Origin of the sequence: Epilithonimonas tenax DSM 16811, assembly GCF_000428485.1 — a bacterium.
GTDB classification, from domain to species: Bacteria; Bacteroidota; Bacteroidia; order Flavobacteriales; family Weeksellaceae; genus Epilithonimonas; species Epilithonimonas tenax.
In genome coordinates this window covers 105,454-125,899 of the sequence record NZ_AUAA01000007.1, presented here as the reverse complement: position 1 = coordinate 125,899, position 20,446 = coordinate 105,454, and the positions used below count along the sequence as shown (strand labels likewise).

Here is a 20,446-nt window from a genome sequence, read left to right as displayed (position 1 = left end):
AAAACAGTTGAATCTTATGGCGTTATCCGAAGTATGAGCAGAAGAGGCAATTGTTGGGATAATGCGGTAGCTGAGAGTTTTTTCAAATCATTAAAGACGGAACTCATTTATGGCAACAAGCTCATTACAAAAGAAAAAATGGAGCTGGAAATTTTTGAATACATCGAAATTTGGTACAATAAAAAAAGACGTCACAGTACACTGAAATACAAAACTATTGAAGAGTTTAATAATCAAAACAAAATTTATCAAAATGTAGCTTAACTTATACTGGAATTTTTATTTGCATATCCATACAATATATCTCCATCAAAAAAATGACATCCAGCTTTACATGTACCATTACTATATAAAATGTCTGCGTGACCGGAAGCCCATGTACTGTTAGGTGGTGAAACCATTGAAAATATACCCTTTTTATTTTTAATTAAATTAGGAAAATTTTTACCGTTAATTCCACCTTGTAATTTAGTTATATTAATATGTCTAGGATTACTTGGTGAAACTCCAAAGGTTTTTCGCATCCATGCATTTAAAGATTTTGCATTTAGAAAATAATTTTTGTTATCTGCTCCTTTTAAAGTTTTTCCTGGAATATTAGGTATGATGACACCTGAATAGTTTAATGCTCGTGACACTTTTAAAGCGCAACCATTTTGAGTTTCTACAGGATAATCTATTTGGGCTTGAGCAACGGCTCCTCCTACGACTCCATACATTTGCGCTGAAGTTTGATTTGGATATGCTGAAGAAAAAGCGCTCCAACTTGGTAAACTTTGAGCTGGGAAAGTAAGATTAGGGTCATCCCAAAAATTAGCGTCGTAATTCCAGTCCTTACCTTCAGAAGGGGTCAAAAACCAATTATAAAACTGCTCCCAAGTCGTATCAGGATTATCAATAAAGAAATTAATCCCCATATTGGCATTCTGAGATTTTACAAGAGAGTTATCAGAAGCGAGATAAGTTCTGAACCTCTGTGCAATCGTATTGTTTTCTTGTAAGTAGTTTACCTGAGATACATGCAGGACAATACCATAATCTGTAAGCGACTGGAAAACAGATTGCACTGCGGGTGATTTAGAAAAAATATCGATTTCCGGGTTTTGAAGATACCAAGGAATGTTAGGATCAGTGTGTCCGCCATTTGTACCGCCTGTGTCCTCATTACCAGTGGGGTTTCCCGGGAAGCCGGGATCAGTGTCTCTATTACCGCCAGTAGGTCCGCCACCTCCTGTAAAACATATTTGAAATACACATTTGGTACAACCGTCGCAATGCGCTTCATCCATACCATTCTTACAATCAAAAACAGGAAAACACATCTCTCCTTCCAGATTGTTTGTTGCCTCGTGATGTCCTACTGCGAACGTTTTGTGATCGGCGCCGTCTCTGGCGGGAACACTTTCAAATAAATCTGCAGGGATGGAGGAGTATAGTCTGGAGCCAAACATCTCATTATCAAAAAAAATGAAAGTCATCAAAACATTTTCCCGTGTATTGTTGTCTATACGTTTTCAGCAAAATCTTTCAACTGATCATTAGTAACCGTGTAAATAGTTGGAGATTCGGAATCAGGATTTTCTATGTACATAAGAGAAGAGAGAAAACCATCTTCCACTTCTAATGGCACAATCAGGATCTGCCCGCCATCGGCACCTTTATTGGCGGTGTTGCTTTTTGATTTGGCAATGTAGTTCCAGGCTGGCAGCCCGGTTTTGTCAGAAAGTTTGGAAATAAAAATCAGTCTTGTCATTGATTTTTTTTAGTTTAGAAATAGTGCTGGAGACCAATGATGCATTGAATTTTTTAGAATTTGTATTCTCATCATTGTTCCGGAAGAATTCTTCTTCCCTTTTAGACTCTGCAAGACTGTTTGAAAAGTCTTCGTTCCTGCAGGAAAATAGAAACAAGAAAATTGCCAGCGAAAAATGGCGCCAAATAGATAGATTTTTTTTCATCATTTTTTTTGTTTTTAAAGTTAAAATTATTTTACAATACTATAATAAAAATGCAATTAACAATGTTGCTTTTGCGGGAAAATTATTATTTTTACAGAAATCAATTTTAGTATTTTGGAAAAGATCGTCAAAAAAAATCGGAGATCAGGCACAGAAAAGTCTTTTCTTACGAAAATATTGCGCACGATTTGGATCTCAGTGTTTCTGCTTACCGAAAGATAGAAACCGGCGAAACCAAAGACTTAATGATCTTGTAGATACGGCATCGCAAAAAAAATTAATCAGGAAAAATAAAGATAATGCTACTGGATTTCAAGGATTTAATGATAATGTTTTTAATGAATTTTCAGAAGTCACAAAAAAATGAATTGCTAATTACGAGAAGCAAATTGAAGAACCGAAAAAAGAAGTGGAAGACCTAAAAAGTAAGCAGAAGTAAATGAACAGTATCGTAATCAACATAGGCAATACCAATATCCGTTTCGGATTGTTTGATGAGGACAATTGTGATATCTCGTGGGTCATCAATACAAAACCATACAAAACGACAGACGAACTGTATGTTCAGATTTTGATGCTGTATCAGACCTATAAAATTGATATTGATAAAATTGATAAAGTAATTATTGGATCAGTTGTTCCTCAGTTGACAAAAGTGGTGAGCAGCGGTATCAAGAAAATTCACGGCAAAGCGCCAATCATTGTTGACAGGAATACGCCATCCGAAGTGATTCCAAAGTCAAAGCAAATGGGGACAGATATCTACGCCAACCTTGTGGCAGCTCATAATCTGTATCCAGGAAAAAAGAAAATTATTATTGATTTCGGAACGGCACTTACCGCAAGTTGTCTTGATGAAAATGGCGAAACTTTGGGCGTTATCATCGCTCCGGGAATTATCACTTCACTCAACAGTTTGATCCACGACACGGCCCAGCTTCCGGAAATTGAATTGGTAAAACCCAAAACCGTTTTAGGTTTGGATACCGTCACCTGTATGCAAAGCGGAATGGTTTATGGTTACCTGGGAATGGTCGAAGGTTTTATAGACAGGATCAATGATGAGGTGCAGGATAGGTGTTTCGTAGTCGCAACCGGAGGCGTGAGCCATGTGTATAAACCGTTGACAGACAAGATCAATATTGGTGACAGGCTGCATACTTTGAAAGGCCTTTATTTTCTTGGTAAAGATTTGTAACTATCTTTTATTTTTGAAAAAATTTTTCACGATTTGTGAGCATTCGTTTTCCATAATTCCGGTGACGATTTCCGTTTTTGGGTGGAGTGTTAATCCTTTATTGATAAAACCTCGTTGTTCATCTCTAGCACCAATCACGACTTTTGTAATTTGAGACCAGTTGAGTGCGCCCGCACACATTACGCAAGGTTCCAATGTGACATATAAGGTGCAGTTCTGAAGATATTTCCCACCAAGGTAGTTGGCCGCAGAGGTGATGGCCTGCATTTCTGCGTGAGCTGTCACATCAATCAGTGTTTCTGTAAGGTTATGCGATCTGGCAATCACTCTGTTATTTGAGATGATCACACAGCCAATTGGGACTTCGTCTTTTTCGAGAGCCAATTCAGCTTCCTGAAAAGCCATTTTCATAAAATAGTCGTCGGTAAACATCACACAAAAAGTTTAGCGCAAAACTAAACTTTTTTATTCATTCATGATAAAGTCCAAGTTCTAGAATCGATATCCAATGCCCAGCATTCCTTTTCCGGTCAGATGATCGCTATCGTAGTAGTAATTGTCTTTATGGCTTCCAAATCTTCTTGCGATACCACCACTAATTTCAAAAATGATATTGTTTCGTGTGATCCACTTGCTACCTAGTCCAACGCCGATTCCGACAGTTGTTCTTCTTTCTTCATTGGAATAATAGTATGGTGGCTGATCCGTGTAAGTAGAATAGTAATCCGTTGTGTTTGTAATTGGTACGAAACCTTCTACAAAAAATCCGGCTGCATATTTTTTCCCAAAATACATTCTGTAATAGGGTGAGATTTGTGAAAATCGAGAATCATAAACATCCTTATTATCTCTAAAATAAAACATCCCATTGACGCCGACTCCGGAATTTTCGGAAATCAGTCTTTCGTATGAAATGTTAAGAAGAGGTGATGCGATTAGTTCGATGGGGCTGATCATCACATCGTTTTTTCGTTCGGAAGTGGATGTGGGATTTTCAGTTTGCGCATACATTCCTGTGATGCCAAGAATAATCCAGGCAAAAAGCGTAAAGTTTTTTTTCATGGGTATATGGGTTTTAAAGTTTTAAGTGTTTACGATTCGGGATGGCATATTATATGGGTAAATTCTCAGATTTTGTCATATCTGCGATGCTGGTGTCCAGTAACGGCAACATATTGTCACGCACGGTGATCAGTAACTTTCTAATGCTGCAAGTGCCTTCATCTGTGCAGTCTGCGCATTTCTCATAAAAGTTCAGCGATGCACAAGGCAGCATGGCCACTGGCCCATCTACAATCCGGATGACGTCCAAAACTTTGATGTCGGCTGGGTCTTTCATGAATGTGTAGCCGCCTTCTGCACCTCTTTCGCTTTTAAGAATTTTGTTCTGCTTGAGCTCACGAAGGATCTGTTCAAGGAATTTGAGCGGGATACGTTCGTTCTCTGATATTTTTTTTGCAGAAAATAATGAGGAGTTGTCGTTCCTGTTTAGGAAAAGCAAAGTTTTGATGGCGTATTTGACTCTTTTTGAAAGCATACTGTAAAAATAATCAAAATTTTATAACTCGGAAATTTTATTAAATCAAATAAAAAAAGCCGCCTTGCTATTGGTAACAAGACGGCTTTTTGTTGATTGACAATCTTTGATTAAGGAAACTTCACGCCAGAATAGGAGTTTGGGTTGACCATAGGAAGATTGGATTTGTATTTTGAGTTGATTGCTTTCAAAAATTCGTTGGCAATAATTGCATAGCCTCTTCCTAGTGGATGAACTCCATCTAGAGAAAAAGTTCCTCCTGTAACAAATTTTGCAGTGTACTTTACGCCATCAAATTGTATCCCAGAATTTGAATTTAATTCAGCCATTTTTGCATTTGCGTTGACAAAAGCTAATCCATAAGCTGTTGCAAGATTAGCAATTTGTAGGTTGTAAGCATCTGTAGCTGTTTTTACTTTGGCGGCTTCGGTTTTTGTTAAAACCAATTGGTCAGCCAAAGGAATTGTAACGCCGTTGATTTTTTGGGAAGTTGGACTTGGCGGTAATCCTGTTGTAGGGTCTATACCAATAATTCCGGATGCAGGTAGTAATATTAAATCTTCTGCAGTTGCATGTCTTGCTTGTCCGTACATTTTAGAAGCTTCGGGAAGATAAGCCGAGATGTCTGCTAGGCTTTTATCTATTATAAGAACAGGGTTGTTGGCTGAACTACTTAACGTTGCGAACCTTTTGGCCTGCCCAAGACTGGTGAGTGCAGCATTAAGCTGGGCAAAGTTGGCATTAATAGCTGCGGCAGAGGCAGCAGCAAGTGGAACCGGATTGTAAGGAACTGTTGTAAAATAAGGTATTGAAGTTACGTAAGGAATATTAGCGATTACACCTTTTGTAGCTCCTTTACTTTTTAATCCGTCCAAGACTGCTTTTATAGAATTTCCTACCAAAGCTGGATCAGAAATATCATTTGATTTGTAGGTTGCTGGATTTGGATTGTCTTTTTGATCGGTAGCTTGGGTGTATGTTGTTACATTTCCTACGGTTTGCGAATTGGTTCCGCCATTTGTAGAGTACGATAACACATCATTTGCACCAATCCAAAGTGAGAAAAATGTGGGAGACTGTGCCATTGCATCGGCCAAAACCGTAGTTGTAGCAGAAGTGGCAAATCTTACAAAATAAGGATTTGCTGCGCCAATGGATAAGTTAGACATGCTTCCGTAGCCAGGTGTAATCAGGTGGAAAGATTTGGCTCCTGGAACGCCCATATTGCCAAAATATTTTCCAGCTCCGCCAATGACGTCTAGGTTTGCAGCAGCGGGTAACTGTACTGGCGATAATGACTGGCTTGTTACGGTTCCTGTGTAATCTTTCTTATCTACAAGCAGAAGATTATATCTACCTCCAAATCCCGGAATTCCCATAAATCCACCGATGTCATTAGGCATCATTGGCTGAGAAAATTCTCCGCCACCAGCTAATTTCATTTGTTGTGCAATCATAGAAGGGTAAGACTCATTCTGTCCGCTGGAGTATAAGGTCCCGTCTCGGTATCCTGATGTCAAAGAGTTTCCTAAAGCAATATATTTGGAGAAATTGGCATCGCCGGATGTTACTACAACATCTTGCGTATCGTTGTCGAAATCTGTTTTACAGCTTACAGCGAATAATAGAGAAGCTGCTATACCTGATAAAAATATCTTTTTCATAATGAATTAATTCTAATTTTTAAAATGCGTTGTAAGATAATCCTAGACCGAAGTAGAACACTTTGGCTTTAGCTTGTCCGTAAAAACTGTAGTAAGCGTTGTCTACTTTTCTGCTTTCTGGCATTGCATAAGCCCCAGAAATATCCACGCCTAATTTGTTGAATTTAAGTCCAATACCTGCCGTAAGAACATAATTATTAAAAGATGGTGTTTCGGGGATGAAGTTCTCATCAGAGTACGGAGACTCATCATAGTACCAGCCAGCTCTTGCGGCAATCATATCTGTAACCATATATTGCGTTCCAACACGTACAGATTTTGTATTCTTAAAGTTTTTAGGTGACACCAGTACAGTAGGGTCTGATTGATTCCCAATAGGTGCGTTTGCAAAATCCAAAGTCAGTTTGTTATATCTTTCCCAACCATGGTAATTGAAATCTGCAGAGACCAACCATTTTGGTGTTACTTTATAAGTGGCACCCACAGTTATCTCATCTACCAATGGTAAAGTGGCTTTGAAATTATCAACGCCGCCTGTAGCAGCTAAACCAATATTAGGATACAATGCGGAAGAAATATTAAAAGTAGCTTTTCCGTTTTCTGCTTTCATATCCACAGGAGAACGGTAGGCAACACTCACGTCCCACTGGCTGTCTGGCTGGAAGTAGAAACCAAATCCAAAACCGTGTCCAGAAGCTTCATCGTCTAATAAGTTCAGTGATCCTCCTAGTTGGGTGACTCTCTTTGTCCAATCTACTTTTCCTTTTGCATAGATGTAACTAGCTCCAAAAGAAGCCCAAGGTGCCAATTTTACAGAAAGCATTGGTTGGAAAAAGTAACTTTTCAATTCTAGCTTTTCTACCATTTCTGCGCCTTCCCAATTGTTTGGCCACTCAATCGTACTGCCGAAAGGGGTGGAGAAGCTAAAGCCGACAGAAAAATTATCCAAAACTTTATAAGCTACAGCTGCATAGATAGGTGTTCCTAGTGGATTGTCCGTATCTGTTTGCTGCAAACTACTGGTGTTCTGGAAACTTATTTTATTAGAAACTCCAAAACCTCCTGCTGCAACACTGAGTTTTGCAGGGATAAAAGAAATACCCGCAGGATTGAAGAACGCCACACTTGCATCTTCTGCATGAGCGCTGGTATGAGCCATCGCTAGCTGCTTAACGCCCTGAAGTGATACTCGGAATCCTCCTGCGTATGCCATTACACCGGCTGTTAAAGCCATGGTCATTAAAATTCTTTTCATAATGATTATTATTAATGTTCCAAATTTATAATTATTTTAATAACAATGACGAAAAAACATAAAAAATGTTAAACATTGCTATTCTTAGAATAGTTGTTTAATCATTTTTATTTCTTATTGTATTGATTATCAAGATTTTATTGCTTAATTTTGGTTTTTTTTTGACGTAGTTTAATTTTAAACGAAGCAATGTAAACCATAATAAAATGAGTCTTTTCATTTTGAGTATATGATAAATATTTTAATATATTCGGTGTTATTTATCAATGTTAATGCTATATCAACCAAAAATTAATAAAAAAGTATTTTTAAAAGATATAATCAGCAAGCTTAAATAAAATTTATATTAACTTTGCAATCAGACATAAAAAAATTAAAATATGAGTTGTGGATGTAAAACATCCGGCGATTCTTCCCACTCTTGCGGTACGAAGAGTGCCAGTGGGTGCAGTAGTGTAGATACTTGTGGCAATAGTTATAAATTAAGTGTTTTTGACTGGCTTTCCGACGTTAATCCATCGGGATCAAAAAGTTCAGAATATGTGGAAGTTCGTTTTAAAAACGAACGTAAATTATATTATAGAAACGTCAACAACCTGCCTTTACATATAGGAAGTATCATTGCTGTAGAATCAAGCCCGGGTCACGATATAGGTGTAGTAAGTCTTTCAGGAGAACTGGTTAAAATCCAGATGAAGAAGAAAAATGTACATATAGACAGCCTGCAAAAGGTGTATAGACTTGCCAATCAAAAGGATATAGAAACTTGGCAAGACCTTCGGAACAAGGAGAATGCAATTAAAGTAGATGCCCGTAAAATTGCTTATGGATTGAAACTTGAGATGAAAATTACAGATGTAGAATACCAAGGAGATGGTTCCAAGGTCACGTTCTATTACACGGCGGACAACAGAATCGATTTCCGTATCTTGATCAAAGAGTATGCTTCTGTTTTCAGAACTAAGATCGATATGAAGCAGATAGGATTCCGTCAGGAATCTGCAAAAGTTGGAGGTATTGGTTCTTGTGGTAGAGAACTTTGCTGTTCTACTTGGTTGACAGATTTCCGGTCGGTGAATACCAACGCAGCCAGATACCAACAGTTGAGTATCAACCCTCAAAAATTGGCAGGGCAATGCGGAAAACTGAAATGTTGTCTTAATTATGAACTAGACACTTACCTTGATGTTTTGAAGGATTTTCCTTCATCCAGCACCGTTCTTAATACAGAAAAAGGCAGAGCATTCTGCATCAAAATAGATGTGTTCAAAAAGAAAATGTGGTTTGCGTATGTAGAAAACTCAATGGCGTGGTATGATATTGATATCTACGATGTCCAAAAAATGATTGCCATCAATAAAAAAGGCGAAAAATCGCAGGCTTTGGAAGATTTGAAAGTCGTTGAGAACAAAATGGTGACTTCGGATCTGATCCAAGAAAACAGTGTAGATCGTTTCGAGAAAAAGAACCGAAAACCAAGGCCAAACAACAATAACAGAGACAAAAATCCGAAGCAGCAGGAAAACAGAACAGCCAGACCGCAATCTGACAATAAAACCCCACGACAGGCTGATAGCAGAAATCGTACAAATGAGCAGAAACCTGCGGACAAAAGTGCAGCCCCGAAAGCCCAGTCAAGGGATAATCAGCCAGCAGGCAACAGAAATCCAAGACAAGGAGACAACAGAAACCGTCAGAGTGAGCAAAAATCTGCAGAGAACAAAACTGTAGCACCAAAGGTGCAGACGACAGATCTTCCATCTTCGGAAAATAAAACACCTAAAAAACCGTTCAAAAAACCGAAAAAGAAATTTCCGCCGAAAAATGAAGGTAATGCTTAAATCAATCGTTGTTTTTATATTATTCTTATCTGTGATTTCTTGTCAAAACGAAAATGAAAAAGTTTTGGTAAACGACATCAATAATCAGTGGAAAAAAAAAGACGTTCAAACATTTGATTTTGATGTTAAAGATGCTCAGAATCAAAAGAATCTGATGTTGGTTGTTCGGAATAATAATGATTATCCTTACAGTAATCTGAGGCTGATCGCAAGTGTAGAACATCACAAAAAGAAGATCTCAACTGATACACTTAACTTTGTCTTGGCAAAACCAAATGGTGAATGGATCGGGACAGGTTTTGGCGATACCAAAGAGACGATCTTTCAATACAAACTCAATTACAAGTTTCCGCAAAACGGTAAGTATTCCATCAAAGTTGTTCAGGCAATGAGAAGAAATACATTACCAGGAATAGAAGATATAGGAATTAAAATTCAAAACTTAAAGCCATCATTTATTAATGGAAAATAAGAAAACTGAACATAAAACTTTTCCTCTGCCAGACAAGAAAAAAGCAAAATCCGGAATCAGAAAATGGATCAAAATCATTTGGTTCGCCTTCTTTGCCGTTGTGTTAGGGATTTCTGGATTATTTTTCGCTGTTTCCCAAGGTTTTGTTGGCGATATGCCGGATGTGAAAGAACTGGAAAACCCTGATATCTACGTCGCATCGGAGATCTATTCTTCGGATAATGTTCTATTAGGAAAATTTGAAAAAGAAAAGACCAAGCCGGTAACCTACAAACAGTTACCACCTTTTCTGGTGTATGCTTTACAAGCGAAGGAAGATGAGCGTTTTAAGGAACATTCTGGGATTGATCTTAAATCTATTCTGAGAGCCATCCGTTTTGGAGGAGAAAGAGGAGGAGGATCTACAATCACTCAGCAGCTGGCGAAACTATTGTTTACGGGAAATGCATCTCAAAACAAAATAGAAAGAGCCTTCCAGAAATTGAAGGAATGGAGCGTTGCTGTCAGCTTAGAGAAGCGGTATACGAAGGAAGAAATCGTCGCCTTATACTTTAATAAAATGGATTTCCTTTTCAATGCGAAAGGGATCGAAATGGCATCCAGAGTTTATTTTAACAAATCAACCAATCAATTAACGCTCCCGGAGGCTGCAACATTCGTGGCCATGCTGGAAGCGCCGAGAAGAAACAATCCTTACCGAAATCCTGAAAGAGCGAAAGTCCGCAGAGACGTCGTTCTGAAACAAATGCTTGATACAGGCTATATAGATAATTCCACTTATGAAAAAGCGGTATCTACGCCTGTAGTGGTGGATTTTCACGAGATAAAAACTGTGGAAGACGGCTTTTCTTCGTACTACAAATTTTATCTGAGAAAAGAAATTTCGCAATATCTGGACGCATACGAGAAAGAAACAGGAAAAGAACTGAATCTGTACAAAAATGGTCTGAAGATCTATGTGACCTTAGATTCCAGAATGCAGAGATATGCAGAAGAGGCCATCAAAGAACATCTTACTGATTTACAAAGAAGTTTTGATGGCGAGATGAGACGGAATCCAAACCGGCCATATTATTTGATCAATAAAACACAGATCAATTCATTGATGATGTCTTCTGTGAGAAGAACCGGAAGGTATAAACAACTCAAAGCGGAAGGCATGTCAGAAGATTCTATCTTGATAGATTTCCAAAAACCTGTGAAAATGTCCAGATTTACCTGGCAAGGAGAAGAAGAGGTGGAAATGTCACCTTGGGATTCTATCCGTTATCATAAGCAAATTGCACAAGCTGGTTTGATGTCTATGGAGCCTGCAACAGGCGACATCAAAGCCTGGGTTGGCGGTATAGATTGGCAACATTTCCAGTATGATCACGTAAAACAAGGGAAACGTCAGGTAGGATCTACCTTCAAACCGTTTGTTTACGCCACGGCAATTATGCACCTTGGGATGACGCCTTGTTCTACAGTTTCTAATGCAAGTTTTAACAAAGGGTCTTACCACGTTCCTGGTAGGGGCGGATCTCTCACACTGAAAAATGCTCTAGCACAATCGCAAAACCCTGTAGCATTGCGTTTGGCAGAGATGTCAGGCACGCAGAATGTGATTCAAACTGCAAGAGATCTTGGCGTGACAACGGATATTTCCACCAGTTTGCCAATGGCATTAGGAACTTCAGATATTACAATTTACGAAATGTTGGGTGCTTACAGTACTTTTGCCAACTTCGGGAATTATACAAAACCTGAAATGATTTGGAGAATTGAGGATGCCAACGGCCGTGTCATCAAAGAAGTGAAACCTGTCGTAAAAGAAGTGATGAACGAGATGTATGCCTACACAATGATCGATCTGATGAAGGGTGTAGCAGAATTCGGGACCGCTTCCGGTGAACTAAGAAGACGTGGTATTCCCGCGACTACAGAAATCGCTGGTAAAACAGGAACCACGCAAAACAACTCCGACGGTTGGTTTATGGGAATCGTTCCGAAACTGGCAACCGGCGTTTGGGTAGGCTGGGAAGACAGAGCCACCCACTTTTGGAGTACAGGAGAAGGACAAGGTGCAAAAATGGGTCTTCCAATATGGGCTATTTTTATGAAGAAAGTCTTTGCAGACAAAGCTTTGAATATTCTTATGGAGGATAAATTTATCAAGCCAGCCAACTGGACAGGAAGCTGCTCGGATCTTAATAACCTGAGAAATGGTTATGGTGATGAAGGTGGATTACAATCCATTGATGAGCTCAAAAATCCGACGCAGGTTGTTCCCGAAAAACCCGTGAAGAAAGATGATCGTTCCAATGAAACTCTTAATTCCGGAGAAGATATAGATTTTAACAAATAAAACATATAACCCACATTTCAGATGTGGGTTTTTTATACAGATGAAACTCAATCTCATTACCCAAAAATGGACGGCATTATTTCCTGGCGACTTATCAGGAAATACAATGCAGAGACAAACGCCGGACGTGCTCTTTTGTTCCGTAAAACCTGCCGAGTTTACAGGTGCAGAATTAATTGATTTTAATGAAAATTTAGCAGAAGAGATTGGACTTGGTCGACTTGAAGATGATCGGGCTTTCCTTGCTGCCCAGGATCTTCCTGATCACGTAAGCAGTTATGCCACAGCTTATGCCGGACATCAGTTTGGGAATTGGGCCGGACAGTTGGGTGACGGAAGAGCAATTTATGCTGGCGAAATCATTAATGAAAATCAACAAACCGAAATCCAGTGGAAAGGAGCCGGCGCAACACCCTATTCCAGAAATGCCGATGGCAGAGCGGTTTTAAGATCGTCAATTAGGGAGTATCTGATGAGTGAAGCGATGTTTCATCTCGGAGTTCCTACTACAAGAGCGTTGAGCCTTTCGAAAACAGGCGAAGAGGTGATCCGCGATATCCAATATTCCGGGAATCCCCAGAAAGAGCAAGGTGCAGTTGTGGTGAGAACCGCCGAATCTTTTCTCAGATTTGGACATTTTGAATTGTTGTCTGCCAGAAAACAGGATGATCTTTTAAAGGAGTTGGCAGATTACACCATCAAAAATTTCTTTCCGGAAGTTTCGTCAGAAAATAATTCTGAAAAATACATCGATTGGTTTCAGGCTATTTGTGACAGAACTCTAAAAATGATTATCGATTGGTACCGTGTCGGATTCGTTCACGGTGTGATGAATACCGATAATATGTCAGTTCTTGGTTTGACAATCGATTATGGCCCGTTTTCTATGATGGATGGTTACGATCTGGAATTTACACCAAACACAACGGATTTGCCGGGGAGACGTTATGCTTTTGGTAAACAAGGTCAGATTTCGCATTGGAATTTGGCAACTTTAGCCAACGCTATTTTTCCTTTAATTGATGACGCTGAGGTTTTGGAGAAAATTCTGGATGATTTTGGAAAGCAATTCTGGGTGAAGCACGACAAAATGTTGGCAGATAAATTTGGTTTCGATGAGGTTTTGAAGGAAGATGAAAAGTTTTTTACAGAATGGCAGCAGATGATGCAGGATCTCCGACTGGATTATACGCTGTTTTTTCAAAAGCTGGAGAAGCCAATTTCTGAAATCAAAACAGAAGATTTCAAAGATGCTTTTTATCATCACCTAAATGAAAGTGAACTGGGAAAATTATCAGATTTCATCAAAAAATACCAGGCAAGAAAACTCAAAAATAAAATCTCAGAACCCGAATCTCTGGAACGGATGTCCAAAACCAACCCGAAATTCATCCTCAGAAATTATCTCTTGTTCGAAGCCATTCAGGAGGCGGAAAACGGGAACTATGAGATGTTCTTCAAACTGAAAAAAGCCTTGGAAAATCCTTACGAAAACCTATATCCGGAATTCAATCAGAAACGACCATCCATGTATGATAACCAGACCGGAAGCAGTCAGTTGTCTTGCAGTTCGTAGTCGGTTACTGGCCAAACGATCCTTTTTGCTTTGTCATCGGAGCTTTTTCCTGCTCTGATGGTTTTTTTTGATTCGAAATAGATTTCCGTATTTAAGTTTAAACTCTATTTTTGCAAAAATATCTCAAGTTTGAAACTGCTGAACAAATTTTTATCCTTTCTGAAAATCGTTTTTCCTTCTACCAAGACTGAAGGTTTTATTTTTCTCTTTTTTGTGATCGTTTACGGCGCCAATGCGTGGTACATCGCAGAGAATTTCAGTATTATCTATGACGACAGAATCCCGTGGGATGGTTATTTCAGTTTCGATAACAGAGCCATTATCCAGACTGGCGGTGGTTTTGAGAGACATCCTTTGTCCAATTATTTCTTTGATCAGATCAGGGATTTTGCCTTGTTTGTTTCCGGAAATCATTACAATGCCACTTTCCGTTTGGTTTTGGCTTTATTATCAACTTTTATTGTCAGTTTAGCCAATATTCAGATTTTCAAATATCTTAATAATATCATCAGGATTCCACTGAAAATCAGTTTGTTGATTTTGTTTTTTTATGGATTGTTTGTGACTAATATTCTCTTGTCTTTCACGCCGGAAACTTATACCTATACTTTGCTTTTCCTGTCGCTTTTCAACTATTATTCGGCGAGAAAAATCCAGGAAGAGAAATCGATGTCATTTGGAGCAAGCATTCTGGGTTCTGTTTTCATCGGTGGTTTGACGATCACGAATATCGTCAAAGTGTATATCCCGTTTTTGTTTGAAAAAAAAATCTTCTGGGACTGGAAAAAGATAGGAATGGCTGTTGCGAAAATAGGTGTTTCTGTGGGTGTGTTTGCTTTTCTGTTTCTGCTGAGATTGGATTTTAATGTTCAGAATTTCTTAAATAAGACAGAAGAACAGTATGATAAATTTTCCAAACCAAAAGTCACGCCGCTTTGGGACATGGTCTGTTCTTGGTTTTTCGGAGGTAATATATTGTTTTCCAATTACGAGATCAGAGATTATCACAATAAAAACGAGACCTTTTACTACAAAGCTTTGTTTATGGATGTTTATTCGTCCGTTGTGCCTTACCTCTTTATCGGGATCATTTTAATAATGATCATCTGGAGCGTTTTCAACAACTACAAGAACAAATTGGTTTGGGTCTTGGTGATTTCTTTTTTCGTGGATATCATCATCCATTGTGTCTTGAAGTTTGGGCTTCACACCTCTTACATCTATGGAGGGCATTTTGTTTTTGTCTTCCCGCTATTGATCGGATGGCTGTTTTTCAGCTTCAAAGAGAAGACTTTACTATTGAGTTTTCTATTTGGAACCTTGATGATCCTGACGGTTTATCTTGCCTTTAATAATTTTTACAGATTGCGTGAATTTTATCAATTCTTGGAAACTTATTACCAATAAAAATACCTTCAGAATCTAAAGGTATTGTCTCTCTATTTGATTTATTTTGCTTCTACACAAAACACAGCGTATGGTATGACCATTGCCGATGGGTAAAGCCTTTTTATATTTCTGAGATCGTCGGCGGCGCTTTGTTTTGAAAAGTAACTTCCGGCCAATATCTTGTAATTTGGTCTCAATGAAGCATCTTTCTCCACTTTCAGATTTCGGAAATTATTTCTGAACTCTGTGCTGATCTTCGTAGCCTGTTCATTGCTTTTAACCACGACAACCTGTATTTTATAGCCCATGATTTTAGGGTTTTTTCTACAGATTTCGGCATTTGTGAGCTCTCTGTTGGCGACTAGAATTTTTGGCGGTGCCTTTACAGTCGTGTGCGTAGAGCGGTTACAATGGCCTTCTACTTTTTCCAAAGCATCGTTTATACGCTCATCCAAAGAGAAGGAAAGCTCTGTTCCTGTGAGGGTGTCTTTCTTCACAATGTATTGAGCATCAATTTGGTAAAAAGAGAATACGGTTGCGATGATGAAAAGCTTGAGGAGATTGTTCATTTAATATTTATTTTCAGCAAATTTAAAATAAATTGATGGAAACACAAACGCTCTTATTTAGAACAGTTACAAATTAATTAGATTTGACAAAAACCACCCGATAAGGTCGTCTTAATTTTTGTTAAAGTGCTATTTTTGCGGAATTGAATCTAGTTACTCAATAGAATTTACTAACCCAAGATTATATAAATGATTAGTTGGAGAAAGCATTACAAAAAGGGTCTGATAGCAATTAGTTTATTGTTATCAACCGGCGCTTCCGTTTATGCACAAGGCGATCCGAAAAAAGGACAGGAGCTCTTTAAGGCTAACTGTACTGCTTGTCACGCGTTGGATAAGAAAGTGGTAGGACCTGCACTGGGCGGTGTTGTTGAAAAAGTCAAAAAAGATGGTCAAGATACCGACTGGCTGCACAAATGGATCAGCAATAACGAGAAGCTTAGAGCATCTGGCGATGCTTACGCAAACAAGATCTATGAAGAAAATGGAAAGGTTGCGATGCAGGTTTTCGAAGGGAAACTTTCGGATGCTGATATTGATGATATCTTAGCATATACGACTGATCCGCCAAAAGAGGAACCAGCAGCTGACGATAAAGCAGCAGCGGGCGCAACGGATGACACCGCGTCTATCGAAGCTCAAAAAGCACAGCAGTTGAATTCCAAAATTGTCATTGCAGCATTGATTGCGATTGCAGGTTTGTTGTTCTGGCTGTTGATCAAGATCCGTCAGTTGGTTAAAATACAACAGACACCGGAATTGTCAGAACTTAATTCTACAAGAGTGACTTCTTTCTCCGCACTGTATGAAAAATACAGCTTTGTTGGAAAAGGATTGGTTGGTCTTCTGGCATTATTTGCAGTTTATGGTGTTTGGAACTGGTTGATGTGGATAGGTGTTTACAAAGGATATGCACCAGAACAGCCTATCTATTTCTCTCACAAGATACACGCAGGTGAAAATAAAATCGACTGTCAACTCTGCCACTCAAGTGCAAAATATGGTAAGGTTTCTGAGATCCCTTCTCTTAATGTTTGTATGAACTGTCACAGATCTATTTCCGAATACAAAGGGAAATACATCGAGCCAGGAAAAGACAGAGAGTTCTATACAGGGGAGATCAAAAAGATCTATCAGCATGTAGGATGGGATGAGGATAAGCAGGCTTACACCGGTAAAACAGAACCTGTAGAGTGGACAAGAATCCACAATATGCCGGATTTTGTTTACTTCAATCACGCGCAGCACGTTGTAGCAGGTGAGCAGGCGATCATCAATGGATTCAATGCGAAGCAAAAAGACGCCGCTAATAAGATAGATGTTGTTTGTAAAGCTTGTCACGGAAAAATCGATACTATGAATGTCGTGCAGATGGCAAACAACTTCACAATGGGATGGTGTATAGAGTGTCACAGAACTACAGAAGTAGATATGAATAACGGTTATAATAAAGAATACTTCAAAAATCTGCATGATAAGTTGAAAAAACAATATGGTGAAGGAAGTAAGATCACTGTAGATGCAATTGGAGGTCTTGAGTGTGGTAAATGTCATTATTAATATCAAAAATTAGAAGTATAAATGGCTTCAAATAAAATACAATTCAGAAGTATTCACGAACTAAAAGATCCAACCCTGAACGGGAAGTTGGCGCTGAAAGAATTTCAGAATGAAATTCCGGTAGATGAATTCTTAGGAGACGCTGAACATCATTCAGGAACTTCTCGTAGAGATTTTCTTAAATTATTAGGTTTCTCTACCGCTGCCGTTACATTGGCAGCTTGTGAAGCTCCGGTGATCAAAACGATCCCTTATGTGGTAAAACCGCATGATATCATCCCGGGTATTCCAAATTATTACGCATCTTCCTATTTTGATGGATTTGATTTCTCCAGTGTTTTAGTAAAAACCAGAGAAGGTCGTCCTATTAAAATCGAGCCCAATCCGGCGGCAGGTTCTCTTGGAACTACCAATGCAAGAGCGCAGGCGAGTGTCCTTTCTCTTTATGATAATGATAAAGTGAAAGCTCCAGCTTTGAACGGAGAGGAGCAGACAGATTTTAATAAAGTAGATGATTTTGTGCTGAAAGGCTTAGCAGAGTCTCAGGCAAATGGTAAAAAGATCGTGGTATTGTCGCACTCTTTCCCAAGTCCAACTTTTAAAAAGTTGTTCGGAGATTTTAAAACAAAATATCCGTCTGCAGAACTTATTACGTATGATGCTATTCCTTATGCTGCAGCATTAGACGCAGCTCAGGAAGTTTTCGGACAGAGAGCATTGCCGGTAATTGATCTTAGCGCTTCTCAGTTAGTCGTCTCTTTCCAGGCCGATTTCTTAGGCGATTACAATGCTTCGAGTTTAGAAGTATCTTACGCTAAAGCAAGAAAACCCGGTCCTGATATGTTGAGACACATCCAGGTAGAGTCTAACTTGAGTTTGACGGGTGCCAATGCTGATTCAAGATTCAGATTGAAACCAAGTGCCGTTTTCAAAACTTTGGTAGAAGTTTATAATGGACTGAACGGTGGAACTGCTGATAAAACAGCTTCCGAAATCGTAAAAGAACTTCAGGCAAAAGGCAGCAACGCTGTGGTATTGGCTGATGGTTCAAAAGCGGCTTACGTTCTTGCTCATTTAATCAATCAAAAATTGGGATCTAAAGCTTTCACAGGTAAAGCTAATTTCCTTAAAGAATATGACAACGCAAGATTCAACGAGTTTCTTTCTTGGTTGAATGGCGGACAAGTGGGCGTTCTTATTTCTAATAATGTCAACCCAATCTATTCTCACGCAAAAGGAGAAGCTCTGAAAGCAGCAATTTCTAAAGTTCCTTATTCTGTTGCTATTACAGATAAGAAAAATGAGATTTATAAAGCTTCCAAAGCAGTCATTCCTTTTACACACTGGCTAGAATCTTGGGGCGATATAACGCCTGAAACTGGAGCTTACTCTTTGATGCAGCCTACGATTCAGAAGATTTACACCTCAAGACAGGTAGAAGATTCTCTGCTGGTTTGGATCAATGGTAAAAACAGTCCTTCTAATAATTACTACAATTATCTTAAAGCAAACGCTGTAACGCTTAACGAAGGGAAATCTTTCAATAAGACTCTTTACAACGGATTCACCACTGGCGGTCTTTCTACAGGATTGAGTTATGCAGGTGGAAATGCAGCTCAGGCGATTGCAGAATTATCAGCTTTCAAACCTGGCCAATTAGAATTACAACTTTATACAAAACCGGCCATAGGTGACGGAACACAATCTAACAACCCTTGGTTGATGGAACTTCCGGATCCAATCTCCAGATTGTCTTGGGATAATTACCTGACCATCTCTCCAAAAGATGCAGAAGCTCTAGGTCTAGAAAATAGCCTTAATGCAAGAATGCAGTTGGACGGTGATTTGGTTAGCTTAACTGTAAATGGGGTGACGTTGAAGGATGTGCCTGTATTTATCCAGCCTGGACAAGCTGAAGGATCTCTGGGTCTGGCTTTAGGTTATGGTAAGAAAAATTCAGGAAAAGTGGCCGAAACAGGTGTTAATGCGTATCCAATATTCGATGGTTACAATACAGTTCTTACGAATGTAAAGATTGAAAAAAGCGGAGAAGATTATGAGTTTGCAGGAATGCAGCTTCAAAACACATTGATGGGTCGTTACGAGATCGCTAAAGAAGTTTCTTTGGAAGATTTTATCAACAAACCTACAGATGAGTGGAACAAGCCTTTGGCAATGCACACGATTGGAGGCGAACTTCCTTTGAATAAAGTCGATCTTTGGGATTCTTTTGATGATAATGATGGGCCTCACTTTAACTTATCAGTTGATCTTAACTCTTGTACTGGTTGTGGCGCATGCGTCGTAGCTTGCCAGGCAGAAAACAACGTTGCAGTTGTTGGTAAAGAGGAGATTAGAATGTCGAGAGATATGTACTGGTTGAGAATTGACCGTTACTATTCTGCAATCGAGAAAATTGAAACCAAAGAGCAAATAGACAGAGGTCTGAATGCTGCTCAACTATACGGTGGGCCTTTCACGGAAGGTATTTTGAATCACCCTGCGGATAATCCGGATGTGATCTTCCAACCGGTCATGTGTCAGCACTGTAACCACGCTCCTTGTGAAACTGTTTGTCCTGTTGCTGCAACATCACACGGTAAGCAAGGTCAAAACCAAATGGCTTACAACAGATGTATCGGTACAAGATATTGTGCGAACAACTGTCCTTATAAAGTAAGAAGATTCAACTGGTTCAATTATGCGTTGAATGATAGATTTGACTTCAATATGAATAATGATCTAGGGAGAATGGTTCTTAACCCAGACGTAGTTACGAGAACGAGAGGGGTAATGGAGAAATGCTCTATGTGTATCCAACTGACTCAGACTACCATTCTTGAAGCTAAAAAAGACGGCAGAAAGATCGCAGACGGAGAGTTCCAGACTGCTTGTTCTAAAGCTTGTTCTACGGGTTCTATGAAGTTTGGAGATATGAATGATGTAGCTTCAGAAGTTCGCAGCTTATTCAACAGCAACAGAAAATACGTATTGTTAGAAGAAATTGGTACAAAACCTAACGTGTTCTATCATACAAAAATTAGAAACAGAAAAGAAAGTTTAAATAATAAATAGGTAAA

At 39.0% G+C, this 20,446-nt stretch carries 17 protein-coding genes; 9 read left to right on the top strand and 8 right to left on the bottom strand.

The genetic code is table 11. The features are described 5' to 3' along the window. The coding region (locus tag F564_RS0105405) for an IS3 family transposase (protein WP_028121720.1) at positions 1-264 on the top strand (264 nt) is incomplete at its 5' end. Here the strand turns inward: F564_RS0105405 and F564_RS0105400 are convergent. Beyond that, positions 261-1,478, bottom strand: coding sequence for a T6SS effector amidase Tae4 family protein (locus tag F564_RS0105400; RefSeq protein WP_084406775.1), 1,218 nt, complete (start codon positions 1,476-1,478; stop codon positions 261-263). The genes F564_RS0105405 and F564_RS0105400 overlap by 4 nt on opposite strands. Before the next feature lie 26 nt (positions 1,479-1,504). Then, positions 1,505-1,753 (bottom strand): hypothetical protein, encoded by a 249-nt coding sequence (locus tag F564_RS0105395; protein WP_028121718.1) that lies wholly within the window; start codon positions 1,751-1,753, stop codon positions 1,505-1,507. 644 nt (positions 1,754-2,397) lie between these two features. On the opposite strand from F564_RS0105395, the gene F564_RS0105385 reads away from it, so the two are divergent. After that, positions 2,398-3,156 carry a type III pantothenate kinase gene (locus F564_RS0105385; RefSeq protein ID WP_028121716.1) on the top strand — a complete coding sequence of 253 codons (759 nt, stop codon included), beginning with the start codon at positions 2,398-2,400 and terminating at the stop codon, positions 3,154-3,156. Here F564_RS0105385 and F564_RS0105380 read toward each other — a convergent pair whose 3' ends face one another. The 5 genes from F564_RS0105380 to F564_RS0105360 all read right to left on the bottom strand — a co-directional run bounded on the left by F564_RS0105380 (position 3,157) and on the right by F564_RS0105360 (position 7,612). Then, positions 3,157-3,588 carry a nucleoside deaminase gene (locus tag F564_RS0105380; RefSeq protein ID WP_028121715.1) on the bottom strand — a complete coding sequence of 144 codons (432 nt, stop codon included), beginning with the start codon at positions 3,586-3,588 and terminating at the stop codon, positions 3,157-3,159. Positions 3,589-3,648: 60 nt separating this feature from the next. Next, positions 3,649-4,218, bottom strand: coding sequence for a hypothetical protein (locus F564_RS18750; protein WP_051259569.1), 570 nt, complete (start codon positions 4,216-4,218; stop codon positions 3,649-3,651). Between the two features lie 49 nt (positions 4,219-4,267). Beyond that, positions 4,268-4,693 carry an RrF2 family transcriptional regulator gene (locus F564_RS0105370; RefSeq protein ID WP_028121714.1) on the bottom strand — a complete coding sequence of 142 codons (426 nt, stop codon included), beginning with the start codon at positions 4,691-4,693 and terminating at the stop codon, positions 4,268-4,270. A 110-nt stretch (positions 4,694-4,803) separates the two neighbouring features. After that, positions 4,804-6,357 carry an SGNH/GDSL hydrolase family protein gene (locus F564_RS0105365; RefSeq protein ID WP_028121713.1) on the bottom strand — a complete coding sequence of 518 codons (1,554 nt, stop codon included), beginning with the start codon at positions 6,355-6,357 and terminating at the stop codon, positions 4,804-4,806. Between the two features lie 19 nt (positions 6,358-6,376). Then, positions 6,377-7,612, bottom strand: a complete 1,236-nt coding sequence (locus tag F564_RS0105360) for an OmpP1/FadL family transporter (protein ID WP_028121712.1) — start codon at positions 7,610-7,612, stop codon at positions 6,377-6,379. A 380-nt stretch (positions 7,613-7,992) separates the two neighbouring features. Here F564_RS0105360 and ricT point away from each other — a divergent pair, with 380 nt between their 5' ends. The 5 genes from ricT to F564_RS0105335 all read left to right on the top strand — a co-directional run bounded on the left by ricT (position 7,993) and on the right by F564_RS0105335 (position 15,255). After that, the gene (ricT, locus tag F564_RS0105355; protein ID WP_028121711.1) at positions 7,993-9,453 is read left to right on the top strand and encodes a PSP1 domain-containing protein; all 1,461 of its coding nucleotides are present in this window, start codon (positions 7,993-7,995) and stop codon (positions 9,451-9,453) included. Then, a complete protein-coding gene (locus F564_RS0105350) occupies positions 9,437-9,925 on the top strand; it encodes a gliding motility lipoprotein GldH (RefSeq protein WP_456236237.1) in 489 nt (162 codons plus the stop codon). The genes ricT and F564_RS0105350 overlap by 17 nt, the downstream gene beginning before the upstream one ends. After that, the gene (locus tag F564_RS0105345) at positions 9,915-12,272 is read left to right on the top strand and encodes a penicillin-binding protein 1A (RefSeq protein WP_028121709.1); all 2,358 of its coding nucleotides are present in this window, start codon (positions 9,915-9,917) and stop codon (positions 12,270-12,272) included. The genes F564_RS0105350 and F564_RS0105345 overlap by 11 nt, the downstream gene beginning before the upstream one ends. A gap of 40 nt (positions 12,273-12,312) precedes the next feature. Next, complete coding sequence (locus F564_RS0105340) at positions 12,313-13,848, top strand: protein adenylyltransferase SelO (RefSeq protein WP_028121708.1); 1,536 nt, start codon at positions 12,313-12,315, stop codon at positions 13,846-13,848. A gap of 129 nt (positions 13,849-13,977) precedes the next feature. Continuing rightward, positions 13,978-15,255, top strand: a complete 1,278-nt coding sequence (locus F564_RS0105335; protein WP_316928793.1) for a DUF6080 domain-containing protein — start codon at positions 13,978-13,980, stop codon at positions 15,253-15,255. A 41-nt stretch (positions 15,256-15,296) separates the two neighbouring features. Here F564_RS0105335 and F564_RS0105330 read toward each other — a convergent pair whose 3' ends face one another. Then, positions 15,297-15,806 carry an SPOR domain-containing protein gene (locus tag F564_RS0105330; RefSeq protein ID WP_028121706.1) on the bottom strand — a complete coding sequence of 170 codons (510 nt, stop codon included), beginning with the start codon at positions 15,804-15,806 and terminating at the stop codon, positions 15,297-15,299. A 189-nt stretch (positions 15,807-15,995) separates the two neighbouring features. Between F564_RS0105330 and F564_RS0105325 the strand changes: the two genes are divergently transcribed. Together F564_RS0105325 and F564_RS0105320 are read left to right on the top strand one after the other, a co-directional pair. Continuing rightward, positions 15,996-17,366, top strand: coding sequence for a c-type cytochrome (locus F564_RS0105325; protein WP_028121705.1), 1,371 nt, complete (start codon positions 15,996-15,998; stop codon positions 17,364-17,366). Positions 17,367-17,387: 21 nt separating this feature from the next. Next, a complete protein-coding gene (locus F564_RS0105320; protein ID WP_028121704.1) occupies positions 17,388-20,441 on the top strand; it encodes a TAT-variant-translocated molybdopterin oxidoreductase in 3,054 nt (1,017 codons plus the stop codon). Positions 20,442-20,446 lie beyond the last annotated feature (5 nt).